The organism is Flavobacterium pygoscelis, from assembly GCF_023162025.1.
GTDB classification, from domain to species: domain Bacteria; phylum Bacteroidota; class Bacteroidia; order Flavobacteriales; family Flavobacteriaceae; genus Flavobacterium; species Flavobacterium pygoscelis.
In genome coordinates, this window is sequence record NZ_JALNUB010000005.1 from 370,054 (window position 1) to 393,975 (window position 23,922).

The following is a 23,922-nucleotide window of genomic DNA, read 5'->3' on the forward strand; positions in this document are numbered from 1 at the left end:
AGTGGGGTTTTTTATTGTCATAAATATTTTGAATATCTTAACTTGAATGCTTATTCAAATTTTTATCTTTGAAAAATGGAGAACAAAAAAAGTTACATTCCGCTAAAAGTTTTTATTAGCTACCTGCTATTGGTACTTCTTTTTGGAAGTGTAGGTTGGTTTCTGTACACGGAAAACCAAAATTTTTCTAAAAATGAAAAAAGATTTAGCAACAAAAATAGTTCTCTGTTAAAAGTCAGCACCATCTTGTCTGACTTATACAAAACGGAAAGCTTAGCCCGAATTGCCATTCAATCAGAATCAAATAAGGATTTTGATAAATATGTCTTAAAAACTAAGACTCTCCAAACAGATATTGATTCTCTAAAGACGACCGTCTCTACGGAATACCAGAAAACACTATTAGACAGTGTACAATTATTATTGACCAGAAAAATAAAAAACATACAAGAGTTAAAAACGATAAAGAGCAAAAGTGAAGATGAAAATGCAGTAAGCAATGCCATAACTGATTTAACCAAAATTCAGTCCTCGATGCGAAAATTACAAATGGAAGATTTTGTAAAATCTCCTGCATCTATGGCAAATTACGAGCGTAACGTTCTCAAAAAATACGTTGATTATCTCAATCAAAACATCCCTGATGACAGTACCAATACGCTAACAAAAAAAGAGTCAGACTCTATTGTAAGCGTGTCGAAAATGTTGCTAAATGAAGTGAAAAAAGAAACTGCCAACAAGAAAAAACGCTTAAACTCAGAAGAAACTAAACTGATCCAGAACGAAATTCTCATCTCGGACCAACTGCGTAAAGTATTTGGTATAATAGAACGAGAAATTATCTTAAACACTACTTCAAGTTACTTAGCACGTGAAAAATCATTAAAAAAAACCAATCAGATAGTGACTACTGCTGCCGCAATTGGTTTATTATTGACCTTATTCTTCCTAATTTTAATCATAAGCGATTTTTCTAAAACGCAGTCTTATAAAACGCAATTAGAAATGGCTAATCTAAAAGCTAAAAAACTACTGACTAGTAGAGAGCAACTTATATCGACGGTAAGTCATGATTTAAAAACACCTTTAAGTACGATTATAGGCTATACAGAATTGCTAGGAAATTCCGAATTAAACACAAAACAACAGCATTTTACTAAGAACATAAAAGGATCTTCTAGTTATATCTCAAAACTTGTTCAAGACTTATTAGATTTTACACAAATTGAAGCAGGCAAAATTACTATTGACACCGTTCCTTTTTCTTTAGCAGATGTAATAAATGAGGTAGCGAGCAGCATTCAAGCTGTTTATTCACAAAAACCCATTGATTTAAGTATCACGATTGACGAAAAATTACAGCAAAAAATTATTGGAGATCCGTTTCGACTAAGACAAATACTCTCCAACATTATCGGAAATGCGTTTAAATTTACTGAAAAAGGATTTATTAAAATTGATGGAAAAGTAAATTTAGAGACTCAAACATTAACCCTATCAATTAAAGATTCTGGAATTGGAATAGATGAAAAGAGTCAACAATTAGTTTTTGAAGAGTTTACTCAAGCGGATGAAAAAATAGAAAAAAAATATGGCGGAACAGGATTAGGACTTACTATTTCTAAAAAAATGGCTGCTATATTAGGTGGAGCTTTAAGTTTAGAAAGCGAAATAGGCAAAGGAAGTACTTTTACAATCCAACTTCCTTTAGTGTTTGACAATACCGCTATAGAAGAAAACCTTTCCTCTATTGATAAAACACAATATAGAGCCGTTATTATTGATGATGATCAAAGCTTGTTGCAATTAACCACAGAAGTTTTGAGACAGAATGATTTTATAATATTCCCTTTCGATAAAGCCACAGAGGCACTTTTGTGGATAGAAAAAAATGCATTCGATTTTATAATTACAGATATTCAAATGCCAGTGATGGATGGTTTTTCATTTTTAAAAGAACTACAGAATAAGTCTTACACAGAATATGAAAACCAACCTGTTTTTGCAGTTACAGGAAGAGGCGATTTAGATTTAGATTATTATAAACAAGCAGGATTCACGACTGTTATTCGCAAACCGTACACCCCAAAAACCATACTTACTACTATAAAAGCAATCCTAAATAATACGGTGATTCCGAAAGAATTTGCCACTACAAACTCCTCTAAAAACCACAATAAAGGGTATTCATTAAAGGCATTAAAAGCATTTCTATCAGATGATAAAAATGCTTTAGAAGAAATTTTACAATCTTTTATGATTGACGCTAAGGAAAATTTATTTTTATTAGAGGAAGCAATACTGGCTGTTAATTTTCAAGAAATTAAAAACATAGCGCACAAAATGAATCCGATGTTTAAGCAAATTAAAGCTTTTGAGATTAGTGCAATTTTAGATGAATTAGAATTAAAAGACGAAAACCTACCTGAATTAAAAAGAAAAATTAGCACTTTAAAAAGTAAAATTGAAGTTCTTTTTAAACTAATACAAAAAGATAAAACTAATTGATTCCGTAGAGCTTTAATTTATTATACAATGTTTTTCTATTAATTTTCAACAGCTTAGCAGCTTCAGTTTTATTGTGATTGGTTCGATTTAAGGCTTCTACTATCGCTTCTCTTTCATTTTCTGATAAAGAAAAATCAGTTGTTTCAATTTTCTCTTGCTGAAAAAATTCAACAGGAAGCGCCTCTTTTTCGATAAAATCACCCGGAGATAGTAAGGTTGCTCTTTTGATACAGTTTTGAAGTTCTCTTAAATTTCCAGGCCATCTGTAATTTTGAAAAATTGACATGACTTCTTCAGAAAAACCAATTACATTTTTGTTTAATTCCTGATTAGATTTTTCAAGGAAAAAATCGGAAAACAACATTAAATCCTCACTTCGTTCTAGAAGAGAAGGAGAATGAATCGAAAATTCATTTATTCTATGATACAAATCTTCTCTAAAATCGCCATTCTTGACTGCTTCTCGCAAATCTTCATTTGTAGCAGTAATGATTCTAATATCTACAGCTATTTCTTTATTACTACCAACCGGTTTTATTTTGCGTTCTTGTAAAGCTCTCAAAAGCTGAATTTGATTTTCATAAGATAAATTACCAATCTCATCTAAAAAAATAGTCCCGCCATTTGCCGCTTCAAAAAAACCAATTTTATCTTGAATAGCCCCAGTAAATGATCCTTTTACATGACCAAAAAACTCACTTGCTGCCAATTCTTTAGGAATCGAACCACAATCGACTGCTATAAAATTGCTGTTTTTTCTAGCACTATTTTCATGAATACTTTTTGCAATTACCTCTTTACCGGTTCCGCTTTCACCAATAACAAGCACCGACATATTTGTTGGGCTAACTAGTTTAATATATTCAGCTAGCTTTAATGATGCAGCGGATATTCCTTGTATAAAACTACTTCCCTTTTGTACAGTTGTTTTTTTAACGGTTTTTGAAACTATAGTTGAATCTTCAATAACAATTGCTTCCTGAGCAAGCGCATTTGTAATAACCAAAAGTACTTCTTCGGGATTAAATGGTTTAGAAATATAATCTGTTGCACCATTTTTGATCGCTTTGACTGCCGTGCTCACATCTGAATAGCCAGTCATAAGTAAAATAGGAACATTGGGATTAATAGTTTTAATCTCAGCCATAAGCTGAATTCCGTCATAATCAGGAAGTCTCAAATCTGTCATAATAAGATCAAAATCAGTATCTTTTATTTTAATTTTCGCTTCTGATCCTGAAAAAGCCGTGACTATCTCAAAAGATTTTTTTATCAGAAACTTTTCTAATAATTTGCAAAAAGGCACATCATCCTCAATCAATAAAATTCTAGCCATTAGGTTTCACTTTTGATGCTAAAATAAAGTTATTTAAATTGTATTGTGCTAATTTTTTGCAAAAAAAAGAGAGACTATAAAAATAGTCTCTCTTTGCAATAAATAAATCTCCAATTACTTATTTATCCAGTTCCCATTAGCATCTGCGTAAACAGTAGCTTTCTGGTCTTTAACTGTGATTTCTAGTTTGTATTCTTGTTTTTCATTGATATAAGCTTTTCCAAGAACTGCACCTGGATGGGCAACTTCTAATGCTTTTTGCACTGCTTCTGGAACTTTTTCTACTTCAATATATCTTTCTTGAACTAATGAAGATTGATTTTTAGTGTCATTTAAAGGAACATTTATTGCATGAGCTGACAAACTTCCTAAAATAATTGCTGCTGATAAGATTAACTTTTTCATAGTATTTATCTTTAAATTATTATTTTCTGTGTTTATTTTTGAATCCATTTTCCGGTTTCATCTGCGAAAAGGTTTCCTGTTTTTTCACCAACTGTAACGTCTAATTTGTATTCCTTTTTTTCATTAATAAATGCTTTATTTAAAATGGCATCAGGAAAAGCAACCTTTAATGCTTCTTTGATCGCTACCGGAACCTCTTCTAATTTAACTTCCTTATATTCTTCCTGAATCGTTATTGTTTTTACAATTTCTGTATTGTTTTGAATAGTTCCTGCATATGTAGATAAACTTCCTAAAACGATTGCTGCTGATAAGATTAATTTTTTCATGATATATATTTTAATTATTAATTTCTATGTTTATTTTTGAATCCATTTTCCAGTTTCATCAGCGAAAAGATTTCCTGTTTTTTCACCAACTGTAACGTCTAATTTGTATTCCTTTTTTTCATTAATAAATGCTTTATTTAAAATAGCATCAGGAAAAGCAACTTTTAATGCTTCTTTGATCGCTACCGGAACCTCTTCTAATTTTACTTCTTTATATTCTTCTTGGATCGTTACTGTTTTTACAATTTCTATCTCGTTTTGAACATTCCCTGCATAAGTTGATAAACTTCCTAAAACGATTGCTGCTGATAAGATTAATTTTTTCATGATATATGTTTTAAATTATTTACTAGTTATATTGTTTAGGTTAATAGAATAATCATACCAAATATAAATAGCTAAGCAACAACACCATAAAAACCTATAATACAGCATTTTAATAATTCCTAGTTTATAACTAAGATGTATAAATTGGGTAAAAGGATTAAGAACTTGGGTAAATTTTACACAAATCAAAACCATTCATCTAAAAAAAGATCAAAAAAAAGACCTTACATTGCTGTAAGGTCTTTATAAATAAAATATATTTTTTATTCTGGATCGTTCATTTTAAACGTATCCATAAATGCAGTTGTGTAATCACCTGCGATATAGCGAGGATCATCCATTAACTGTCTATGAAAAGGAATAGTAGTTTTTATACCTTCTATTACGAATTCATCTAATGCTCTTCTCATTTTACTAATCGCTTCTTCACGAGTTTGGGCTGTTGTAATCAACTTGGCAATCATAGAATCATAATTTGGCGGAATAGTATATCCTGAATACACGTGCGTATCTAAACGTACTCCGTGACCTCCTGGCATATGAAGTGTAGTAATTTTTCCTGGAGAAGGACGGAAATCATTATAGGGATCTTCAGCATTTATTCTGCATTCTATTGCATGTAATTTAGGCAAATAATTCTTCCCTGTAATTGGAACTCCAGCCGCAACCATAATTTGCTCACGGATCAAGTCATAATCTATAACTTGTTCTGTAATTGGATGCTCCACTTGAATACGCGTATTCATCTCCATGAAATAGAAGTTACGGTGTTTATCTACCAAAAATTCTACCGTACCAGCTCCTTCATATTTAATAAATTCTGCTGCTTTTACAGCCGCTGCACCCATTTTTTGACGTAATTCATCCGTCATAAATGGTGAAGGAGTTTCCTCCGTCAATTTTTGATGACGTCTCTGAACAGAACAATCTCTTTCAGAAAGGTGACAGGCTTTACCGTAAGAATCACCTACAACTTGAATTTCTATATGTCTAGGCTCTTCAATTAATTTTTCTAAATACATACCATCATTACCAAAAGCTGCAGCAGACTCTTGACGAGCACTTTCCCAAGCTTTTAATAATTCTTCTTCCTTCCAAACGGCACGCATCCCTTTTCCACCACCTCCAGCAGTTGCTTTTAGCATTACTGGAAAACCAAACTCTTTAGATAATTTTAAAGCTTCCTCATACGATTCTAAAATCCCAACCGAACCAGGAACACAAGGAACACCTGCCTCAATCATAGTAGATTTAGCAGAAGCCTTATCTCCCATTCTATCAATCATTTCTGGAGAAGCTCCAATAAATTTGATGCCGTGTTCTTGACAAATTTTAGAAAACTTTGCATTTTCAGATAGAAAACCGTATCCTGGATGTATTGCATCAGCATTTGTAATTTCAGCAGCCGCAATTATATTTGACATCTTCAAGTAAGATAAATTACTTGGAGGTGGACCAATACAAACTGCTTCGTCAGCAAACTTTACATGTAAACTTTCAGCATCAGCAGTAGAATAAACAGCTACTGTTTTAATACCCATTTCCTTGCAAGTTCTAATGATACGTAATGCAATCTCGCCTCTATTTGCAATTAATATTTTTTTAAACATCTTTTTTTAATTTAAAATTCAAATAATAAATTCCAAACCTCCAACATTGGAATTTGGAAATTTGGAATCTAAAAATGTTATGATGGATCTACTAAGAATAAAGGTTGGTCAAATTCAACTGGTGACATATCATCTACTAAAATTTTAACAATTTTACCAGAAATTTCAGATTCAATTTCGTTGAATAATTTCATTGCTTCAATAACACAAAGAACATCTCCTTGAGCGATTGTTTTACCTACTTCAACAAACATTGGTTTATCTGGAGATGGTTTTCTATAAAAAGTTCCAATAATTGGAGATTTTATAGTGATGTAATGAGAGTTTTCTGCTACTGGCGCTTCTGCTGCTGCTACTGGAGCAACTGCTTGAGGCGCTACTGCTTGCTGAAGTGTTGCTTGAGCTGGCATTTGCTGTACATAAGTAGTCTCTGTTACATTACCTTCTAAGGTTGTTCTAATAGTGATTTTTACATCATCCATCTCTAACTTAACCTCTGCAACTCCTGAATTTGCTACAAACTTAATTAGATTTTGAATTTCTTTTAAATCCATGATTATTTGTTTTTAGTTTAAATTTATTTTTTATCGTAAGCCCATTTTAGATAAATAGAACCCCAAGTGAAACCACCACCGAAGGCAGCAAAAATTAATGTATCTCCTTTTTTAAATACATGTTCGAAATCGCTCAGTACTAATGGTAATGTAGCTGAGGTTGTATTTCCGTATTTCTCAATATTCATTAGCACCTTTGAATCTTCTAGATTCATTCGGTTTGCTGTAGCATCGATAATACGTTTATTAGCTTGATGAGGAATTAACCAGTCAACATTTTCATTAGTTAAATTATTTCTTTTCAGAATCAATTCACTAGAATCTGCCATGTTTGTTACAGCATATTTAAAAACAGTTTTACCGTCTTGAATAATATTGTGTCTGTTCTCTTTTATTGTTTCTAAAGAGGTTGGATTAAGTGAACCACCCGCGTCAATTTTCAAAAAATCTCTACCTATTCCATCACTTCGAAGGTATTCATCTTGCAGTCCTAATCCTTCGTAATTGGGCTCAAACAAAACTGCTCCTGCTCCATCACCAAAAATGATACAAGTTGATCGATCGGTATAATCTACAATAGATGACATTTTATCCGCACCAATTAAAAGTACTTTTTTATATCTTCCAGACTCTATATACGCAGCAGCCGTTGACATACCGAATAAGAAACTAGAACAAGCTGCTTGTAAATCGTAAGCAAAAGCGTTTGTAGCTCCGATTTCAGTAGCTACATAAACTCCTGTTGCAGCAACGGGCATATCTGGTGTTGCAGTTGCCATTATTAGCAAGTCTATTTCAAGCGGATCAATATTAGCTTTGACTAATAAATCTTGAGCTGCTTTTATAGCTAAAAATGAAGTTCCCTTACTATCATCCTTAAGAATTCTTCTTTCTTTTATTCCTGTACGAGAGGTAATCCATTCGTCATTGGTATCCACCATTACTTCGAGCGCTTTGTTAGTAAGTACAAAGTCAGGAACATAGGCTCCAACAGCGGTAATTGCGGCTGTGATTTTATTCATTGTGTGCAATTTATTTCTAGTCAAATGCTGCCATTTGAAAATTTTTAAAAGACTTGAAAATTACAAAAAAAATTCCGTTTTCTATGACTTGAAACTTCATATTTAACAAAAATCATAAAGAACAAAAAAACTCTCACGATGTGAGAGTTCGAATATTATTTGCAAAATGTATTAAGCAACAGCTACAGATTTATCTATAACAACTTGCCCTCTGTAGTACATTTTACCTTCATGCCAGTAAGCTCTGTGATACAAATGCGCCTCTCCAGTGATAGGACATGTAGCGATTTGAGCTACAGTAGCTTTGTAATGTGTTCTTCTCTTATCTCTTCTTGTTTTGGAGATTTTTCTCTTAGGATGTGCCATTTTACTATATTATTTATCCGTTAATAGTTGCTTTAATTTGTCCCAACGTGGGTCTATATTTTCTTCTTCTTTATTCTCTTCTTCTATGCTTACTTCTTTTACGGCCAACTCATTGAGTTTCGTCAAGGCTTCGGTTCTTAAAGTTCCGTCTTTTACGCCAGGATGAACTCTTCTTAAAGGCACTGACAATACAATCATTTCATAAATATATTGCGCAACGTCTATCTCAAATTCTCCATGAGGCAAAATCAATAATTCTTCATTTTCATTGTTAAATTCTTCGCCAAAACGAACAATTAACTTCATCTTGCCTTTTATCGGCAAATCAAAATCTTCACTTGTTAGATCGCAAGGTACATTTACAACTCCTTTATGCTCAAAAGCCAATTCTAACAGCGTACTTTTTTTCTCTAAAACTACGTTTACTTTGATATCTGAATTTTGATATTCATTATAATCAAAGATTTCAAAGAACGCATTATTTATTTGATACTCAAAATGATGTTTTCCTGGCTTTAATCCTATAAAAGGAATTAAATATTCTTTAGTATTCTTCATTTCCACAACATTTTGACCCTAAACTTCGGGAGTGCAAAGATATAAAATTATTGCAAATCTAATAATCTTATTCACTTTTTTTTGTTCACAACTACTTTTCTTTTGTTTTTAGTGGTTTTTGACTGATTTCGGCATACTGATTTCTGGAATTATAAATATCCAATGCCAGATATACCGCTTCTTTAAAGGAGTTATAGTCCGCAATTCCTTTCCCAGCAATATCATAAGCAGTACCATGATCTGGCGAAGTTCTAATTTTATTTAAACCAGCTGTGTAATTTACGCCATTACCAAACGACAATGTCTTAAAAGGAATCAATCCTTGATCATGATACGTAGCTATAACAGCATCGTATTTCTCATATTGATTGCTACCAAAAAAACCATCCGCCGCAAAAGGACCGAAAACCAAAGTTCCTTTATCAAATAATTTTTTCAAAGCAGGCTTTATAATTAAATCGTCTTCTGTTCCGATAACCCCGCCATCTCCACAATGAGGATTTAAACCTAAAACGGCAATTTTTGGCTTGTTGATACTAAAATCTTGTATTAATGACAACTTAACCGTTTCAATTTTTTTTCTAATTAATTCTTCTGTAAGATGCGAAGCCACCTCGTTTAAAGGAATGTGATCGGTTAATAATCCAACTCTTAGATTATCTTGAACCATCAACATCAGCGCATTTCCCTCTAATTCTTGATCTAAATAATCAGTATGTCCTGGAAACTTAAACTCATCAGACTGCACATTATATTTATTTATTGGTGCTGTAACCAAAACGTCTACAAGTCCTTCTTTTAAAGCTTTGGTTGCTGCTACAAACGACTTTATAGCATATTCTCCTGCTTTTGGGTCATTTTCCCCTAGCTTTAAGTCTACGCCTTCTCTCCAAAGATTAAGGACATTAATTTTACCAACAACAATCTGATCTAATTTATCAATTCCATGCAATAAAGAGGTCGATTGAAACCCTTTTTTAACAAACGACAATAGCTTTACATTCGCAAATATCACCGGAGTACACAACTCTAACATACGAGTATCCTCAAATGTTTTTAAAACTACCTCGCTTCCAATACCGTTTAAATCCCCGATAGAAATTCCTACGATTATATTTTCTGCTTTTTTCATCATGACATACCGTTATTTATTGCTAATTTTGAAGTGCAAATTTAGTAAAATAAAACAAGAAATGTTTACAGGAATTATAGAAACGCTTGGCACTATCCAAGAAATAAAAAAAGAGAACACCAACGTACACATCACAATGGATTCCTCAATTACAAGCGAACTTCAGATTGATCAAAGTGTTGCTCATAACGGAATTTGCCTTACTGTTGTAGCCATAAAAAACAACTCCTACACCGTAACTGCAATTGATGAGACAATAAAAAAAACAAACTTAGGTTCTTGGAAAGTTGGCGACAGCGTGAATCTTGAGAGAGCCATGAAACTAGGCGACCGACTTGACGGACATATAGTTCAAGGGCATGTGGACCAAATAGGCACCTGCATACTAGCAGAAGAAACTAATGGAAGTTGGCTTTATAGTTTTGAATACGACGAAACACTTAATAACATTACCATTGAGAAAGGCTCAATTACTGTAAATGGCGTTAGCTTAACAGTGGTAAATTCTAAGAAAAACGAATTTAGTGTCGCGATAATTCCTTACACACACGAGCACACAAACTTTAAATCCTTCGAAGTAGGCACCAAAATAAATTTAGAATTCGATGTAATCGGAAAATATGTAAGTCGATTATACAGTAATAAATAGAAACATAATATTTTTTTTAAAACAAAAACTCCAATTTAAATTGGAGTTTTTGTTTTAAATTTACTTTCATATACAATATAAGCTCCAAAGAGTAACGCGATTACAAGTAATATATAAATATTATCATCAATAGGAAATCCACGTGGCGGAGGCGGTGGAGGTAAAGCCCTAGGTGATCCCATAGGTGGTGATGGCGGCGTTTCAGCAACCATACTCATAATCCCCATAAAGAATACCAGTAAACTTCCTGTGATTTTTTTAGTGATTTTCATGACTTGTAAATAACAAAATACTCTTTTTACAAGAAGATTTTAATTAAAATTAATTCACTACAAATTAAGCGTTTACTTTTAACAAAAAAAAACAATAATTACAAAAATACTCTTTACAACCATTTGCGAATCTAATAAGCGCAAATAAAAAGCCCTTACATTGCTGTAAGGGCTTGATTTTAAACTGTGGTCCCACCTGGGCTCGAACCAGGGACCACCTGATTATGAGTCAGGTGCTCTAACCAGCTGAGCTATAGGACCGGTTTAGAGTTTGCAATATTACTACTATTTTTGATTTGTTACAACTTTTTTTTAATTAGATTTTAATAAAATTCACTAATTAAAAACTTCTAAATTCAAACTAACTGAATGCTAGAAGAATACTCACAAATCTAAAAACAGATTTATTTTATTTCTTGACACAATTCAATTAACACTCCATTTGTACTTTTAGGATGCAAGAAGGCAACCAGCTTATTATCCGCTCCTTTTTTAGGAACTTCATTCAGTACAATAAATCCTTCTCCTTTCAACCGATTGATTTCTGAAACTATATCTTCAACATCGAAAGCGATGTGATGGATTCCCTCTCCTTTTTTCTCTAAAAACTTAGCAATGGGACTTTCTGGACTAGTAGCCGCCAAAAGCTCAATTTTATTGGGACCATTCATAAAGAAAGATGTAGTTACTCCCTCGCTTTGTACTTCTTCAAATTTATAGGCTGGAACGCCAAAAAGTTTTTCGAAAACTAAATTCGATACTTCTAAATCCTTAACAGCGATACCAATGTGTTCTATTTTTCTCATTTTTTATATATTGAATAGATTGTAGCGCAGTACGAAAGAAATTTACTTATTACTACTACGCCTATTTATTAATGTAAAAATAAACATTAAATACAAAAAAACAGCGCTCTTAAAAAAGGAAGCTAAACTAAATCCTTCATAATAATTTTATAAAAACTGGAATCACATTAATTATAATTGTTATTTTGTAGATTCTAATTTGATTTGATATGTTGAAAAACAATTTAAAATACGTCTCTTTATTATTCCTTTTCATAGTTATTGGCTGTGCCAAAAGAGGCTCTATCACTGGAGGCTTAAAAGACACCATTGCTCCTGTCTTAAAAATGAGTTTTCCAGAAAACTTTAACACCAACTTCAAAGGAGATCAAATTAAGTTAGTATTTGATGAAAATATTAAATTAAAAAATTTAAACAAACAACTAATTATTTCACCTCCAATGAAAAACGAGCCGTTGATTCTTCCAACTACGGCAAGTAAATATATTACTATAAAAATAAAAGACACCTTACAACCCAATACGACTTATAGTTTTAATTTTGGACAAAGTATCGCTGATAACAACGAAGGGAATCCATTAAACCAATTCAAATATGTCTTCTCTACAGGCGCTTATGTTGATTCCTTAAGCCTTGGCGGAAAGATCAAAAGTGCCTATGACAAAGAAATAGAACCATTTGTATCGGTAATGCTTTACGAAGTTAACGATACTTTTAAAGATTCTGTTGTTTACAAAGAAACTCCAAGATATGTAACCAATACATTAGATAGCCTAAAAACCTTTCGCTTAGAAAATTTAAAGTCTGGAAAATACCTTCTTGTGGCAATGAAAGACGTAAACAACAATAACAAATACAATCCAAAAACAGATAAAATTGGTTTTTATAAGCAATACATCACAGTTCCAAATGATACCCTATACGAATTAGAGTTATTCAAAGAAGCCTTGCCTTTTAAAGCTTTTAAACCCACACAAGCATCTGGAAACAGACTTATCATGGGTTATGAAGGGAATATGATTTTAGCGAATACCAGACCAAAGTTAATTTTGAAAAACAACAACGAAATTCTAACAACAGTTGTTACTCAATTTCCTAAAAAAGATTCTCTTCAAATATGGTTTAAACCTCTAAAAGTAGATTCCTTAGCCTTATCGGTTAGCAAAGAAAAATATACAACTGACTTTAAATTTAAAATTAAAGATCAAAAAAAAGATACCTTAAGCATTACACCTGCCTATACCGGAATATTGCATTTTAGAAATCGATTTACGCTAGAAACCGCCACGCCAATAGTGAAATTTGACAAATCAAAAATAAAATTGATTAACAAAGACACTGTTGCTGTTGCTTTTACAACTCAATATGACGAATTCAATCAAAAAATATTTTTTGACTTTAAAAAAGAACCATCAGAAAAATATACATTCTCAATTTTACCCGGTGGTTTAACTGATTTTTTTGACAAAACGAACGACACTTTATCCTATAAAGTAAATACTCAAAACGCTTCTGATTATGGGAATCTCAAAATAAAACTGGAGAATGTCAAACAATTCCCTGTAATCATAGAACTAACTAATGCTAAAGGAGAAGTTTTAGCCTCAGAATATACGGAAAGCAATACAACAATAGATTTTAATCTTTTAGAACCTACACAATTCACATTGAGAGCTATTTATGACGATAACAAAAATAAAATTTACGATTCAGGAAACTATCTAGAGAAACGTTATTCTGAAGAAGTAATTTATTTTTCAAAGGAAATTGACGTTAGAGCCAATTGGGATGTTGAGCAAGTTTTTGATTTGAGTATACCTTATTCACCAGAAGTAAAAAAGAAAACAGACAATAAGAAAAAGTAGAACTTTAGTTTTTAAGTTCAAAAACATCTCTGTCATTTAGAAATGAAAACTTTTTACGCATTTCAATCAACTTTGTTTTATCCAATTTTACACTAAAAGCAACTTCCTCTTCTTGTGGAACTACTACGTAATCTCCTAAGTAATCCAACACTTGAGAATGACCAATATAATTATGTCCACTCGCATCTTCACCTGTTCTGTTGACTCCAACTACATAACTTACGTTTTCAATTGCTCGTGCTTTCAATAAAGCATCCCAAGCAGATATTCTAACTTTTGGCCAACTTGCTACATAAATCAGTAAATCATACTCTTCCACATTTCTAGAAAAAACAGGAAAACGCAAATCATAACAAACCAGAGGACATATTTTCCAACCTAGATATTCAACAATTAATTTTTGAGTTCCAGCGGTATACACCTTTTCTTCGCCAGCAAGCGTAAACAAATGTCTTTTATCATAATGCTGTATTTCACCCAAAGGAAATACAAATAGCATTCTATTATAAAAATTACCTTTTTCCTCGACAATAATACTTCCCGTTATAGCGCTATTTCTGGCTTTCGCCAAAGATTGCATCCACAAAACCGTTTCGCCTTGCATAGTCTCCGAAATAGCACTAGGATTCATTGTAAATCCGGTTGTAAACATTTCCGGAAGCACAATAAGATCGACATTTTCAGAGATAGCATTAATTCTCTCTTCGAAATAATCGCGATTTAATTTTGGATTTTCCCAAACCAAAGGAGCTTGAATTAGTACAACTTGCATCTTTTTATTTTTTCATAAAATTAAGCATAATAACAGTACTTTATGTTCCTTATATTAGCAAAAAAAAGACATGAAAAAGACACTCGTTTTATGCACAATACTATTCTCTATTTTTGCATTTAGCCAAGAGAAATCAGGAGCAAAACAATTTTGGAAAAATTTACAACAACAATGTGGAAAATCTTTTGAAGGCCAAGTAACAGAAGGAACTGACAACGATGCTTTTCGTAATAAAAAACTAGTGATGCACGTTCGTAATTGCGATAAAAACACAATTCGAATTCCATTTTTTGTAGCAGATGATAAAAGCAGAACTTGGGTGTTAACGTATAAAAACGACCGAATCGAACTCAAACACGATCACCGTCATGAAGATGGATCCGAAGATAAAATTACCCAATATGGCGGAACAACAACTAATTCTGGTTCATCAACACTCCAGTTTTTTCCGGCAGATCAAAAAACGTGTGATTTACTTCCAAATTCAGCTGCTAATGTTTGGTGGATTACTTTAGACGAAACTTCATTTACTTATAATTTAAGAAGAATTGGGTCTGATCGACTTTTTACGGTAAAATTCGATTTAACAAAAACAGTTCCAACTCCTTCGGCACCTTGGGGATGGAAAGACTAAAGATATCTGAATAAATTAAATAAAAAAAACGCATTCAAATAAATGAATGCGTTTTTTATAATGTAAATTCTCTGCATGTTCTCGACTACGCTCGAACTGACAAAGAATATATGGAAAATTATCCTTTCAAACTTGCTGATAAATATTCTCTGTTCATACGAGCAATATTTTCTAAAGAAATTCCTTTTGGACATTCTACTTCACAAGCTCCTGTATTAGTACAGTTACCAAAACCTTCAGTATCCATTTGTGCTACCATGTTTAACACACGATCCGTAGCTTCAAGTCTACCTTGTGGCAAAAGTGCATACTGAGAAACTTTAGCTGCAACAAATAACATTGCAGATGAGTTTTTACAAGTAGCGACACAAGCTCCGCAACCAATACAAGCAGCCGCATCAAATGCATTATCAGCATCTTCCTTTTTAATTGGAATTGCATTTGCATCGATGGTATTCCCTGAAGTGTTTACCGATATAAATCCACCAGCGTGCTGAATTCTATCAAAAGCACTTCTGTTTACTACTAAATCTTTGATTACTGGAAATGCAGCTGCACGGAAAGGCTCGATTGTAATCGTATCACCATCCTTAAACATACGCATGTGTAACTGACAAGTCGTTACTCCTCTATCTGGTCCGTGTGCTTCACCATTGATGTACAAAGAACACATTCCGCAAATTCCTTCGCGACAATCGTGGTCAAATGCAACTGGTTCGCCACCTTTACTCATTAAATCTTGATTGAAAACATCAAGCATTTCAAGGAATGACATGTCTGGCTCAATTCCGTCGATTTGATAATCGACCATTGCTCCTTTATCTTGGGCGTTTTTTTGACGCCATATTTTTAATGTAAGTTTCATACTTTTATTAGTTTGAAAGTCAGAAAGCCGAATTTCAAAAGCGCTATATTTCAGGCCTTTGAACTTTAGACTTGGGACTAATTTCTATTTATAATTTCTCTGAACTAGTTTCACGTTATCAAACACTAATGGCTCTTTGTGTAAAACAGCATCACTAGGTTTTCCTGTGTATTCCCAAGCTGCTACATACGCGAAATTTTCATCATCACGTTGCGCTTCACCCTCTGGAGTTTGATATTCTTCACGGAAGTGACCCCCACAAGATTCATTACGATGTAATGCATCCTTAGCGAACAATTCTCCTAATTCTAAGAAATCGGCAACACGAGTCGCTTTTTCTAATTCTTGATTAAAACCATTAGCAACACCAGGGATTTTTACGTCTTTGTAAAATTCTTCACGTAAAGCTGCAATTTCTGCGATCGCTTCATTTAATCCTTTTTCGTTACGTGCCATTCCAACTTTATCCCACATAATTTTTCCTAATTTTCTATGAAAATAGTCAACAGAATGTGTTCCGTTAGTGTTCATGAATCTTTCGATTTGGTCTTTCACATTTTTCTCTGCTGCTGCAAATTCAGGAGTATCAGTAGAGATTGGTCCCATTTTAATATCAGGAGATAAATAATCACCTATTGTGTAAGGCAATACAAAATAACCATCAGCTAAACCTTGCATCAAAGCAGAAGCTCCTAATCTGTTAGCTCCGTGATCAGAGAAGTTAGATTCTCCAATAGAGAAACAACCTGGAATTGTAGTTTGTAAATTATAATCAACCCAAGTACCACCCATTGTGTAGTGAACTGCTGGATATATCATCATTGGAGTTTTATACGGATCCTCATCAACGATTTTATAATACATTTGGAACAAGTTACCATATTTGTTAGAAACTACTTCAGTTCCTAATTTAATGATTAACTCTTTATCGTTAGCATCTAAATGGTGAATTAAAACTTGTTCTTTTCCGTAACGTTGAATTGCCGCAGCAAAATCAAGATAAACGGCTTCACCAGTTTTATTTACTCCATAACCAGCATCACAACGCTCTTTTGCTGCACGAGAAGCAACATCACGTGGTACTAAATTTCCAAAAGCTGGATATCTTCTTTCCAAGTAATAATCTCTTTCTGCTTCCGTTAAATCTGTTGGTTTCTTTTTTCCTTCACGAATAGCTTGCGCATCTTCTAATTTTGCAGGAACCCAAATACGACCGTCATTACGCAATGATTCTGACATCAAAGTCAATTTCGATTGGTGATCTCCAGAAACTGGAATACAAGTTGGGTGAATTTGTGTGTAGCAAGGATTGGCGAAGAATGCTCCTTTTTTGTGAATTTTCCAAGCTGCAGTAGCATTAGATCCCATTGCATTTGTAGAAAGGAAAAATACATTTCCATATCCACCAGAAGCAATTACTACAGCGTGTGCTGAATGTCTTTCGATTTCACCAGTAACCAAGTTACGAGCAATAATACCTCTTGCTTTTCCGTTTACGATTACTAAATCTAGCATTTCGTGACGGTTGTACATTTTTATTTTTCCACGACCTATTTGACGGTTCATTGCAGAATAAGCACCTAATAAAAGTTGTTGACCTGTTTGACCTCTAGCATAAAAAGTTCTAGAAACCAACGCTCCACCAAAAGAACGGTTGTCTAACAATCCACCATATTCACGTGCCAATGGAACTCCTTGAGCCACACATTGGTCGATAATATTAGTAGAAACTTCAGCTAAACGGTGTACGTTAGCCTCACGAGCGCGGTAATCTCCCCCTTTTACAGTATCGTAAAACAATCTAAAAGTTGAATCTCCGTCTCCTTGGTAATTTTTTGCAGCGTTGATACCACCTTGTGCAGCAATTGAGTGCGCACGACGAGGTGAATCCTGAAAACAAAACGCTTTTACGTTATATCCTAACTCTGCTAATGTTGCAGCCGCTGAACCTCCAGCTAATCCTGTACCAACAATAATAACATCTAGGTTACGTTTGTTAGCAGGGTTAACTAAATTAATATGATCTTTATAATTTGTCCATTTGTCCGCAATTGGACCATTTGGAATTTTTGAATCTAATGCCATTATAATTGAATATTAATGATTGAAATGATGAAATAATGCAATAAAAATAAATCCGAAAGGAACTACTATCGCGAAAACATATCCTAATTTATGTAATGAACGGGAATACTTATTGTTGAAACCCACTGATTGCATTGAAGAATTGAAACCGTGCCACAAGTGTAATGACAATAAAAGGAAAGATACACAGTACAAAGCAGTACGAACCGGACTTTCAAATTTCGCCACTAATTCGTGGAAATATCTTGTCTCGTTTAATGGATTAACATCAACATACTTGTAAACCATTTCCGGAAACCAAAAATCATAAAAGTGAACTCCTAAAAATGCAAAAATCACCAATCCAGTGATAATCATATTTCTTGAAGACCAAGAAGAATTAGCCGCTCCGTTGTTTTTAGCATACGCAATTGGTCTTGCACTTCTATTTTTAAGCTCTAGAACAATACCCATTATAAAGTGAAAAATCACTCCAAGAATTAATATTGGCTGAATAACATATTGAACCAACGGATTGTTTCCCATGAAATGAGAAATAGAATTAAAAGTAGACGAACTAAAAACCGACGTCATGTTAATGAAGAAATGCTGTGCTAGAAACAACATCAAAAAGATTCCTGAAAGCGCCATTGCTACTTTTTTAGCTATTGACGACTTCAATAATGCAGATTTTGCCATAATATTAGAATAATTTGTTTTAAAAAATATTACAAAAATAAACCAATTAGACAGTACCTACAACCTTTTAAATGTTATTTATAATGAATTTAAAGTGTTTTATCTAAAATTCCGAGAATTCCTTAAATAGCAAGGCTGTTTTGAAAAAATACTTCAAAATAGTTAAACAAAAAAGCTATGAAAATTCTTTCCAACTTTGAAAGTATATTTTAAAAAAAAGCAATAAAAACAACTTAAAAATAACAATTCTATAATTAAAATCATATAAAATTTTTAAAGTCATAAAAAAAATCTATAATGCCAGATTTGTAGTAACAAAGCAACGCGATTATTCTCTTTTTTATTTAATTTCAAAATCGATTATAGAATATAAAAAGAACAATGAAAAACTATTTTTTTTAAATTAAAACATACCAATTTTCACAATTAAAAAAACTTAAAAATTGATTATAAAAAATCCTTGTTAAAAAAACGAGTTGAATTTTTATGCTAATAATTAGCAAAAAAAGAGATGCATTGTCTTTAATTGAAGTTTAAAAATATTTTAAATTAACTATATTTTGCAACATATTGTTGCACAATAGAATCCGTATTTTCATTTCTTATTTTCTGCTCTAATTGAATGGGAGGAGAAGCTCTTTCTAAACAATTCTTAACTGCACAAGTTTCGCAAGTAACTCCAACAACTTGCTTGGCTAAAGCATCGTCTTCCATGAATTTAAATTTTTTCTTAACCGCAGGAGTGATCAAAATTCCAACAGAAATACTTCGAATACAATCTTCTTTAAAAGGATCCGGCGTGGCAGATGAGAAAACTAAATATTCATTCTTACTATTATCATAACTAGATATTTGGGCATCAAAAAAATGACTCTTTTTCTGCGCTAAAGATTCTTCAATAGTACGAATAGAAACCCATCTTCGGCAATAATGCTCATTCATTTCATTTGCATGAGGCTCTTGCTGATTGGTAATGTGTAGTTCTTTTTTTATTTGATATGTATCGGTTCCAATTTTGTGAGACATCCTTAGAAAAAAGAGATTTTTTAATTGAAAATCCTTAGGCAAAATATTCGTTAATCTTTGATAAAAAGATTCTGGAGACACATTAAAACCACTCATTAAAGCAATCATTTCCTGTGGCTTCGGATTTTTTTTGGCCAAAAATAAATTTAATTCATCGATCAGTTTTTGTCTTTGTATCAGCAATGCTCCCGCAAAATAAGAGGCATAAAAATTATTTAAAACCTGATCAAAATTATCAAATTTAATCCAGCTAAAAGTGTACAATCGCTCCGTAATTTCAAGAAAATTGTACGCAATTTCCTTGGCTAATATAAATGCTTTTTGAGGTTGATCGATACCTTCTGAAAGCAACAAAGTTTTGCTCTTAGGCACAAATATTGATCTTAAATCTCCTAATTCATTTTGCTCAGAAAAAACCAATTCTTTTATAGTATACCCATATTCTTCTGTAAGTATGGCTGCTAGTTCATCAATAGAAATTGTAGTTTCGATATTTACATGAAAAGCTTTAGAAAAATCTAATACTTTTTGCTCTAAATCTTCAAAATAATTATTGTGTGCTTCTTGATACGATCGCAACGCTGCCAAAAAAAAGCTTTCTCTTGTGAGGTTATAATGCTGTGCAATTTCGATAATCGTACTGATAAACGCATTCACTTTTGCAGGAGCATTTGCAATGATATCGATCAAATCATTTTCTTGAATACCAAAAACTTCTAATGGAATCTCTTTTAAAATACCCGATTTCAAAATTTCTCCAATAGGCGCAAGATTGTTATCTAATTTTAATGAAACCATGTGGTCATAGGAAACTTCTAATTTTTCAGCCAAAAGAACAATCTTATCTGTTTTAGGATACTTTTTGCCTTTTTCAATTTCGTTTAAATACGATTTTGACAAATCTGTAATCTTGGCCAAACCAAACAAAGATAAATTCTTATTGGTACGCGCTTGTTTGAGTTTTAACCCAAAAATCAGTTTAATATAATCCTTTTCAATGTTCATATTTCAAAGATAGAAAAATTAAATTCTTACGCAAAAAAAATATTTTTCAATTTTAGCGTACGTTCGCTTGTTTTATAAAAAACTTTTTGTAGTATTGCAATGTTCAAGAATGAAATATTCTCAAACAAAAATCATAAGTGTTAAATTAAAAGCGTTTAAAAATGGATTTAAAAGAAGTATATTCTGAAAATTTGTTAAATTTCTCAAAAGAAACTACCGAATACTATCCGGAGATCTTAACTGGCGAAGCAATGACTTTTTTGTCTTTACTTCATGAAAAATTCAATAAAAAAAGACTTGAACTTTTATCGGAGAGAGAAAAGCAACAAGCCTTGTTTGATAAAGGTGTGTTACCTCACTTCCCTGTTGAAACGAAAAGTATTAGAGAAGGAAATTGGGAAGCAGCTCAGACTCCAAATGATTTAATGGATCGAAGAGTTGAAATAACAGGACCCGTAGACCGAAAAATGGTGATCAACGCCTTAAATTCTGGCGCTAGAACTTTTATGGCAGATTTTGAAGACAGCACTTCACCCACGTGGAGCAATCTGATGAACGGCCAACAAAACTTAAAAGACGCAGTCAATAAAACAATCACTTTAGAAGACAAGCTAAAAAATAAAAAATACACTTTAAACGAAAAAACTGCAGTTTTAATAGTGCGACCAAGAGGTTTACATTTATCTGAAAAGCATATTTTGATAAATCAAGAACAAGCCTCTGGATCTTTGATCGATTTTGGACTTTACGCATTTCATAATCACAAACAACTTATAGAAAACGGAACGGCTCCTTATTTTTATATTCCAAAATTGGAACATTATCTAGAAGCAAGATGGTGGAACGAAGTTTTTGAATTTACGCAAGATTATTTAGGAGTAAAAAAAGGGACTTTTAAAACTACCGTTTTAATCGAAACGATTACTGCCAGTTTTCAATTGGATGAAATCATCTATGAATTAAGAGATCATATTGTGGGACTGAATTGCGGACGTTGGGATTATATTTTTTCCTATATCAAGAAATTACGAAAAAACCCTGCATTTATAGTTCCAAATAGAGATCAGGTGACAATGGCAGCTCCTTTTATGAGTGCTTATTCGCAATTGGTAATTCAGAGATGCCACAAGCGCAACATCCATGCAATAGGCGGAATGGCTGCACAAATTCCGATTAAAAACAACGAAGAAGCTAACAAAATTGCTTTTGATAAAGTAATTGCTGATAAAGAAAGAGAAGTGAAAAATGGTCATGATGGCACTTGGGTGGCTCATCCAGATTTAGTTCCGTTAGCCATGAAAGTTTTTGACAACTACATGCCAACAAAGAATCAAATTCACATCAAGAGAGCGGATTTAAACATTACAGAAAGCGATTTACTTGAAACTCCAAAAGGAACTATTACTGAAGAAGGAGTTCGAAAAAACATTAGTATATCTGTTTTATACATGGCCTCTTGGCTTAACGGACAAGGCGCTGCTGCATTACACCATTTAATGGAAGATGCTGCTACTGCCGAGATATCGAGATCACAGTTGTGGCAATGGCTTCAAAACAAAGTGGTTTTAGACAATCAAAAAGTACTCTGCGAAAAATACTATCATCGTTTGGCGATGGAGGAATTTGAAAAAATTAGAGAATTAGTGGGTGACGAAAATCACGATAAACAAAAATACAGATTAGCAGAGCAATTACTAGACATCTTGGTCGTAAACGATAAATTCATCGAGTTTCTGACTATTCCAGGATATAAATATCTATAAAACATACTAAAAACTATTAACACACAACCAAAAAAATACAAACATGAAAACTACAGAAACAAGAATACAAGAATTAGTTACTGATTGGCTTACAAACCCAAGATGGGAAGGAATTCAGCGCCCTTACACTGCTGAAGAAGTAGTAAAATTACAAGGATCTTACCAAATAGAACATAGTGTGGCCAGAATTGGAGCAAACAATCTTTGGAATAAATTAAATGCCCAAGACTTTGTAGCTGGTCTTGGTGCGCTAACAGGAAACCAAGCCATTCAGGAAGTAGAAGCCGGACTTGACGCCATATACTTGAGTGGTTGGCAAGTTGCAGCTGATGCCAATGTAGCTGGGGAAATGTATCCTGATCAATCCTTATATCCTGCTAATAGTGTTCCCTTAGTAGTAAAAAGAATAAACAATGCATTGTTGCGAGCTGACCAAATACAAGTGGTAAATGGAACTGCGGATAAAAAAGAATATTTAGTTCCAATAGTTGCAGATGCCGAAGCTGGTTTTGGTGGAAATTTAAATGCTTTTGAATTAATGAAAGCCATGATTGAGGCTGGTGCTGCTGGAGTTCATTTTGAAGATCAATTGAGTTCTGCAAAAAAATGCGGTCATTTAGGCGGAAAAGTATTAGTACCTACACAAGAAGCAATCAACAAACTCATAGCTGCCCGTTTAGCAGCAGATGTTATGGGAACACCAACAATTGTCGTAGCAAGAACAGATGCAGATGCAGCCAATTTACTTACGAGTGACATTGATCCTAGAGATGCAAAATTCATTACAGGAGAAAAAACTGGAGAAGGATTTTTCTATGTAAATTGTGGCGTAGAACAAGGCATTGACAGAGGATTAAGTTACGCTCCTTATGCTGATTTAATTTGGATGGAAACTAGCAATCCTGATTTAGATTATGCTAGAAAATTTGCTGAAGGAATTCATGCTAAATTTCCAGGAAAAATGTTAGCATACAATTGTTCTCCTTCTTTCAACTGGGCTGCAAAATTATCAGTGGCTGAAATGGAAACTTTTAGGGAAGATCTTGCTGCAATGGGTTATAAATTTCAGTTTATTACATTAGCAGGTTTCCACGCCTTGAATACAAGTATGTTTGAACTATCAAAAGCGTATAAAGAAAGAGGAATGGCCGGTTATTCTGAATTGCAAGAGCGCGAATTTGCTTTGCAGCAACACGGTTTTAAAGCAGTAAAACACCAAGGGTTTGTAGGAACTTCCTATTTTGATGCCGTGCAAAACACTGTAACTATAGGAAAATCATCTACTACTGCAATGAAAGATTCAACTGAAGCCGCACAGTTTTAATAGTATTATTCAACAAAGACAGCACAGACTA

Annotated in this window: 23 protein-coding genes and 1 tRNA gene; 6 read left to right on the top strand and 18 right to left on the bottom strand. The window is 33.1% G+C overall.

The annotated features are described in order from the left end of the window. Positions 1-75 precede the first annotated feature (75 nt). Positions 76-2,508, top strand: a complete 2,433-nt coding sequence (locus tag MW871_RS10515) for an ATP-binding response regulator (protein ID WP_248428473.1) — start codon at positions 76-78, stop codon at positions 2,506-2,508. Here MW871_RS10515 and MW871_RS10520 read toward each other — a convergent pair. The 10 genes from MW871_RS10520 to pdxA form a co-directional block, all read right to left on the bottom strand. Beyond that, complete coding sequence (locus MW871_RS10520; protein WP_248428474.1) at positions 2,501-3,844, bottom strand: sigma-54-dependent transcriptional regulator; 1,344 nt, start codon at positions 3,842-3,844, stop codon at positions 2,501-2,503. The two genes, MW871_RS10515 and MW871_RS10520, sit on opposite strands and share 8 nt — an antisense overlap. Positions 3,845-3,958: 114 nt before the next feature. Continuing rightward, positions 3,959-4,249 (bottom strand): hypothetical protein, encoded by a 291-nt coding sequence (locus tag MW871_RS10525; protein ID WP_188049036.1) that lies wholly within the window; start codon positions 4,247-4,249, stop codon positions 3,959-3,961. A 32-nt stretch (positions 4,250-4,281) separates the two neighbouring features. After that, the gene (locus MW871_RS10530) at positions 4,282-4,578 is read right to left on the bottom strand and encodes a hypothetical protein (RefSeq protein ID WP_188049037.1); all 297 of its coding nucleotides are present in this window, start codon (positions 4,576-4,578) and stop codon (positions 4,282-4,284) included. A 30-nt stretch (positions 4,579-4,608) separates the two neighbouring features. Next, positions 4,609-4,905 carry a hypothetical protein gene (locus tag MW871_RS10535; RefSeq protein ID WP_188049038.1) on the bottom strand — a complete coding sequence of 99 codons (297 nt, stop codon included), beginning with the start codon at positions 4,903-4,905 and terminating at the stop codon, positions 4,609-4,611. A gap of 263 nt (positions 4,906-5,168) precedes the next feature. Next, the gene (gene accC / locus MW871_RS10540; RefSeq protein ID WP_188049039.1) at positions 5,169-6,515 is read right to left on the bottom strand and encodes an acetyl-CoA carboxylase biotin carboxylase subunit; all 1,347 of its coding nucleotides are present in this window, start codon (positions 6,513-6,515) and stop codon (positions 5,169-5,171) included. A 77-nt stretch (positions 6,516-6,592) separates the two neighbouring features. Then, positions 6,593-7,069 (bottom strand): acetyl-CoA carboxylase biotin carboxyl carrier protein, encoded by a 477-nt coding sequence (gene accB, locus MW871_RS10545; protein ID WP_188049040.1) that lies wholly within the window; start codon positions 7,067-7,069, stop codon positions 6,593-6,595. 23 nt (positions 7,070-7,092) lie between these two features. Beyond that, entirely contained in the window at positions 7,093-8,091 is a 999-nt protein-coding gene (locus tag MW871_RS10550; protein ID WP_248428475.1) for a beta-ketoacyl-ACP synthase III, read from the bottom strand. 171 nt (positions 8,092-8,262) lie between these two features. Continuing rightward, positions 8,263-8,457, bottom strand: coding sequence for a 50S ribosomal protein L32 (rpmF, locus tag MW871_RS10555; protein WP_007137315.1), 195 nt, complete (start codon positions 8,455-8,457; stop codon positions 8,263-8,265). A gap of 9 nt (positions 8,458-8,466) precedes the next feature. After that, on the bottom strand, positions 8,467-9,015 hold the full coding sequence (locus tag MW871_RS10560) for a YceD family protein (RefSeq protein WP_248428476.1): 549 nt from the start codon (positions 9,013-9,015) through the stop codon (positions 8,467-8,469). A 91-nt stretch (positions 9,016-9,106) separates the two neighbouring features. Then, on the bottom strand, positions 9,107-10,150 hold the full coding sequence (gene pdxA, locus MW871_RS10565) for a 4-hydroxythreonine-4-phosphate dehydrogenase PdxA (RefSeq protein ID WP_188049043.1): 1,044 nt from the start codon (positions 10,148-10,150) through the stop codon (positions 9,107-9,109). A gap of 58 nt (positions 10,151-10,208) precedes the next feature. On the opposite strand from pdxA, the gene MW871_RS10570 reads away from it, so the two are divergent. Beyond that, positions 10,209-10,796 (top strand): riboflavin synthase, encoded by a 588-nt coding sequence (locus MW871_RS10570; RefSeq protein WP_248428477.1) that lies wholly within the window; start codon positions 10,209-10,211, stop codon positions 10,794-10,796. 35 nt (positions 10,797-10,831) lie between these two features. Here MW871_RS10570 and MW871_RS10575 read toward each other — a convergent pair whose 3' ends face one another. The 3 genes from MW871_RS10575 to mce all read right to left on the bottom strand — a co-directional run bounded on the left by MW871_RS10575 (position 10,832) and on the right by mce (position 11,874). Further along, the gene (locus MW871_RS10575; protein WP_248428478.1) at positions 10,832-11,068 is read right to left on the bottom strand and encodes a hypothetical protein; all 237 of its coding nucleotides are present in this window, start codon (positions 11,066-11,068) and stop codon (positions 10,832-10,834) included. 187 nt (positions 11,069-11,255) lie between these two features. Further along, a tRNA-Ile gene (locus tag MW871_RS10580) sits at positions 11,256-11,329 on the bottom strand. Positions 11,330-11,472: 143 nt separating this feature from the next. Continuing rightward, on the bottom strand, positions 11,473-11,874 hold the full coding sequence (gene mce, locus MW871_RS10585; RefSeq protein WP_248428479.1) for a methylmalonyl-CoA epimerase: 402 nt from the start codon (positions 11,872-11,874) through the stop codon (positions 11,473-11,475). Between the two features lie 209 nt (positions 11,875-12,083). Here mce and MW871_RS10590 point away from each other — a divergent pair, with 209 nt between their 5' ends. Next, complete coding sequence (locus tag MW871_RS10590) at positions 12,084-13,739, top strand: Ig-like domain-containing domain (protein ID WP_248428480.1); 1,656 nt, start codon at positions 12,084-12,086, stop codon at positions 13,737-13,739. Between the two features lie 4 nt (positions 13,740-13,743). On the opposite strand, the gene MW871_RS10595 is transcribed toward MW871_RS10590, so the two are convergent. After that, a complete protein-coding gene (locus tag MW871_RS10595) occupies positions 13,744-14,511 on the bottom strand; it encodes an amidohydrolase (RefSeq protein ID WP_248428481.1) in 768 nt (255 codons plus the stop codon). Between the two features lie 70 nt (positions 14,512-14,581). Here MW871_RS10595 and MW871_RS10600 point away from each other — a divergent pair, with 70 nt between their 5' ends. Continuing rightward, entirely contained in the window at positions 14,582-15,145 is a 564-nt protein-coding gene (locus tag MW871_RS10600) for a hypothetical protein (RefSeq protein WP_248428482.1), read from the top strand. A gap of 118 nt (positions 15,146-15,263) precedes the next feature. Here the strand turns inward: MW871_RS10600 and MW871_RS10605 are convergent, their stop codons facing one another. The 4 genes from MW871_RS10605 to MW871_RS10620 form a co-directional block, all read right to left on the bottom strand. Next, positions 15,264-16,010: a succinate dehydrogenase/fumarate reductase iron-sulfur subunit gene (locus tag MW871_RS10605; RefSeq protein ID WP_188049050.1), complete on the bottom strand. Its 747-nt coding sequence runs from the start codon at positions 16,008-16,010 to the stop codon at positions 15,264-15,266. 84 nt (positions 16,011-16,094) lie between these two features. Beyond that, a complete protein-coding gene (locus MW871_RS10610) occupies positions 16,095-18,095 on the bottom strand; it encodes a fumarate reductase/succinate dehydrogenase flavoprotein subunit (RefSeq protein ID WP_248428483.1) in 2,001 nt (666 codons plus the stop codon). Between the two features lie 12 nt (positions 18,096-18,107). After that, positions 18,108-18,773 (bottom strand): succinate dehydrogenase cytochrome b subunit, encoded by a 666-nt coding sequence (locus MW871_RS10615; RefSeq protein WP_188049052.1) that lies wholly within the window; start codon positions 18,771-18,773, stop codon positions 18,108-18,110. Positions 18,774-19,322: 549 nt separating this feature from the next. Next, positions 19,323-20,804 (bottom strand): helix-turn-helix domain-containing protein, encoded by a 1,482-nt coding sequence (locus MW871_RS10620; protein WP_188049053.1) that lies wholly within the window; start codon positions 20,802-20,804, stop codon positions 19,323-19,325. A 161-nt stretch (positions 20,805-20,965) separates the two neighbouring features. On the opposite strand from MW871_RS10620, the gene aceB reads away from it, so the two are divergent. Continuing rightward, the gene (gene aceB / locus MW871_RS10625; protein WP_248428484.1) at positions 20,966-22,567 is read left to right on the top strand and encodes a malate synthase A; all 1,602 of its coding nucleotides are present in this window, start codon (positions 20,966-20,968) and stop codon (positions 22,565-22,567) included. A gap of 43 nt (positions 22,568-22,610) precedes the next feature. Beyond that, complete coding sequence (aceA, locus tag MW871_RS10630; protein ID WP_188049055.1) at positions 22,611-23,891, top strand: isocitrate lyase; 1,281 nt, start codon at positions 22,611-22,613, stop codon at positions 23,889-23,891. Positions 23,892-23,922 lie beyond the last annotated feature (31 nt).

Excerpts from the sequence above, each read along its gene's own strand:
- MW871_RS10515 (WP_248428473.1), top strand. The coding sequence starts at position 76 with ATGGAGAACAAAAAAAGTTACATTCCGCTAAAAGTTTTTATTAGCTAC.
- MW871_RS10520 (WP_248428474.1), bottom strand. The coding sequence starts at position 3,844 with ATGGCTAGAATTTTATTGATTGAGGATGATGTGCCTTTTTGCAAATTA.
- MW871_RS10525 (WP_188049036.1), bottom strand. The coding sequence starts at position 4,249 with ATGAAAAAGTTAATCTTATCAGCAGCAATTATTTTAGGAAGTTTGTCA.
- MW871_RS10530 (WP_188049037.1), bottom strand. The coding sequence starts at position 4,578 with ATGAAAAAATTAATCTTATCAGCAGCAATCGTTTTAGGAAGTTTATCT.
- MW871_RS10535 (WP_188049038.1), bottom strand. The coding sequence starts at position 4,905 with ATGAAAAAATTAATCTTATCAGCAGCAATCGTTTTAGGAAGTTTATCA.
- accC (WP_188049039.1), bottom strand. The coding sequence starts at position 6,515 with ATGTTTAAAAAAATATTAATTGCAAATAGAGGCGAGATTGCATTACGT.
- accB (WP_188049040.1), bottom strand. The coding sequence starts at position 7,069 with ATGGATTTAAAAGAAATTCAAAATCTAATTAAGTTTGTAGCAAATTCA.
- MW871_RS10550 (WP_248428475.1), bottom strand. The coding sequence starts at position 8,091 with ATGAATAAAATCACAGCCGCAATTACCGCTGTTGGAGCCTATGTTCCT.
- rpmF (WP_007137315.1), bottom strand. The coding sequence starts at position 8,457 with ATGGCACATCCTAAGAGAAAAATCTCCAAAACAAGAAGAGATAAGAGA.
- MW871_RS10560 (WP_248428476.1), bottom strand. The coding sequence starts at position 9,015 with ATGAAGAATACTAAAGAATATTTAATTCCTTTTATAGGATTAAAGCCA.
- pdxA (WP_188049043.1), bottom strand. The coding sequence starts at position 10,150 with ATGATGAAAAAAGCAGAAAATATAATCGTAGGAATTTCTATCGGGGAT.
- MW871_RS10570 (WP_248428477.1), top strand. The coding sequence starts at position 10,209 with ATGTTTACAGGAATTATAGAAACGCTTGGCACTATCCAAGAAATAAAA.
- MW871_RS10575 (WP_248428478.1), bottom strand. The coding sequence starts at position 11,068 with ATGAAAATCACTAAAAAAATCACAGGAAGTTTACTGGTATTCTTTATG.
- mce (WP_248428479.1), bottom strand. The coding sequence starts at position 11,874 with ATGAGAAAAATAGAACACATTGGTATCGCTGTTAAGGATTTAGAAGTA.
- MW871_RS10590 (WP_248428480.1), top strand. The coding sequence starts at position 12,084 with ATGTTGAAAAACAATTTAAAATACGTCTCTTTATTATTCCTTTTCATA.
- MW871_RS10595 (WP_248428481.1), bottom strand. The coding sequence starts at position 14,511 with ATGCAAGTTGTACTAATTCAAGCTCCTTTGGTTTGGGAAAATCCAAAA.
- MW871_RS10600 (WP_248428482.1), top strand. The coding sequence starts at position 14,582 with ATGAAAAAGACACTCGTTTTATGCACAATACTATTCTCTATTTTTGCA.
- MW871_RS10605 (WP_188049050.1), bottom strand. The coding sequence starts at position 16,010 with ATGAAACTTACATTAAAAATATGGCGTCAAAAAAACGCCCAAGATAAA.
- MW871_RS10610 (WP_248428483.1), bottom strand. The coding sequence starts at position 18,095 with ATGGCATTAGATTCAAAAATTCCAAATGGTCCAATTGCGGACAAATGG.
- MW871_RS10615 (WP_188049052.1), bottom strand. The coding sequence starts at position 18,773 with ATGGCAAAATCTGCATTATTGAAGTCGTCAATAGCTAAAAAAGTAGCA.
- MW871_RS10620 (WP_188049053.1), bottom strand. The coding sequence starts at position 20,804 with ATGAACATTGAAAAGGATTATATTAAACTGATTTTTGGGTTAAAACTC.
- aceB (WP_248428484.1), top strand. The coding sequence starts at position 20,966 with ATGGATTTAAAAGAAGTATATTCTGAAAATTTGTTAAATTTCTCAAAA.
- aceA (WP_188049055.1), top strand. The coding sequence starts at position 22,611 with ATGAAAACTACAGAAACAAGAATACAAGAATTAGTTACTGATTGGCTT.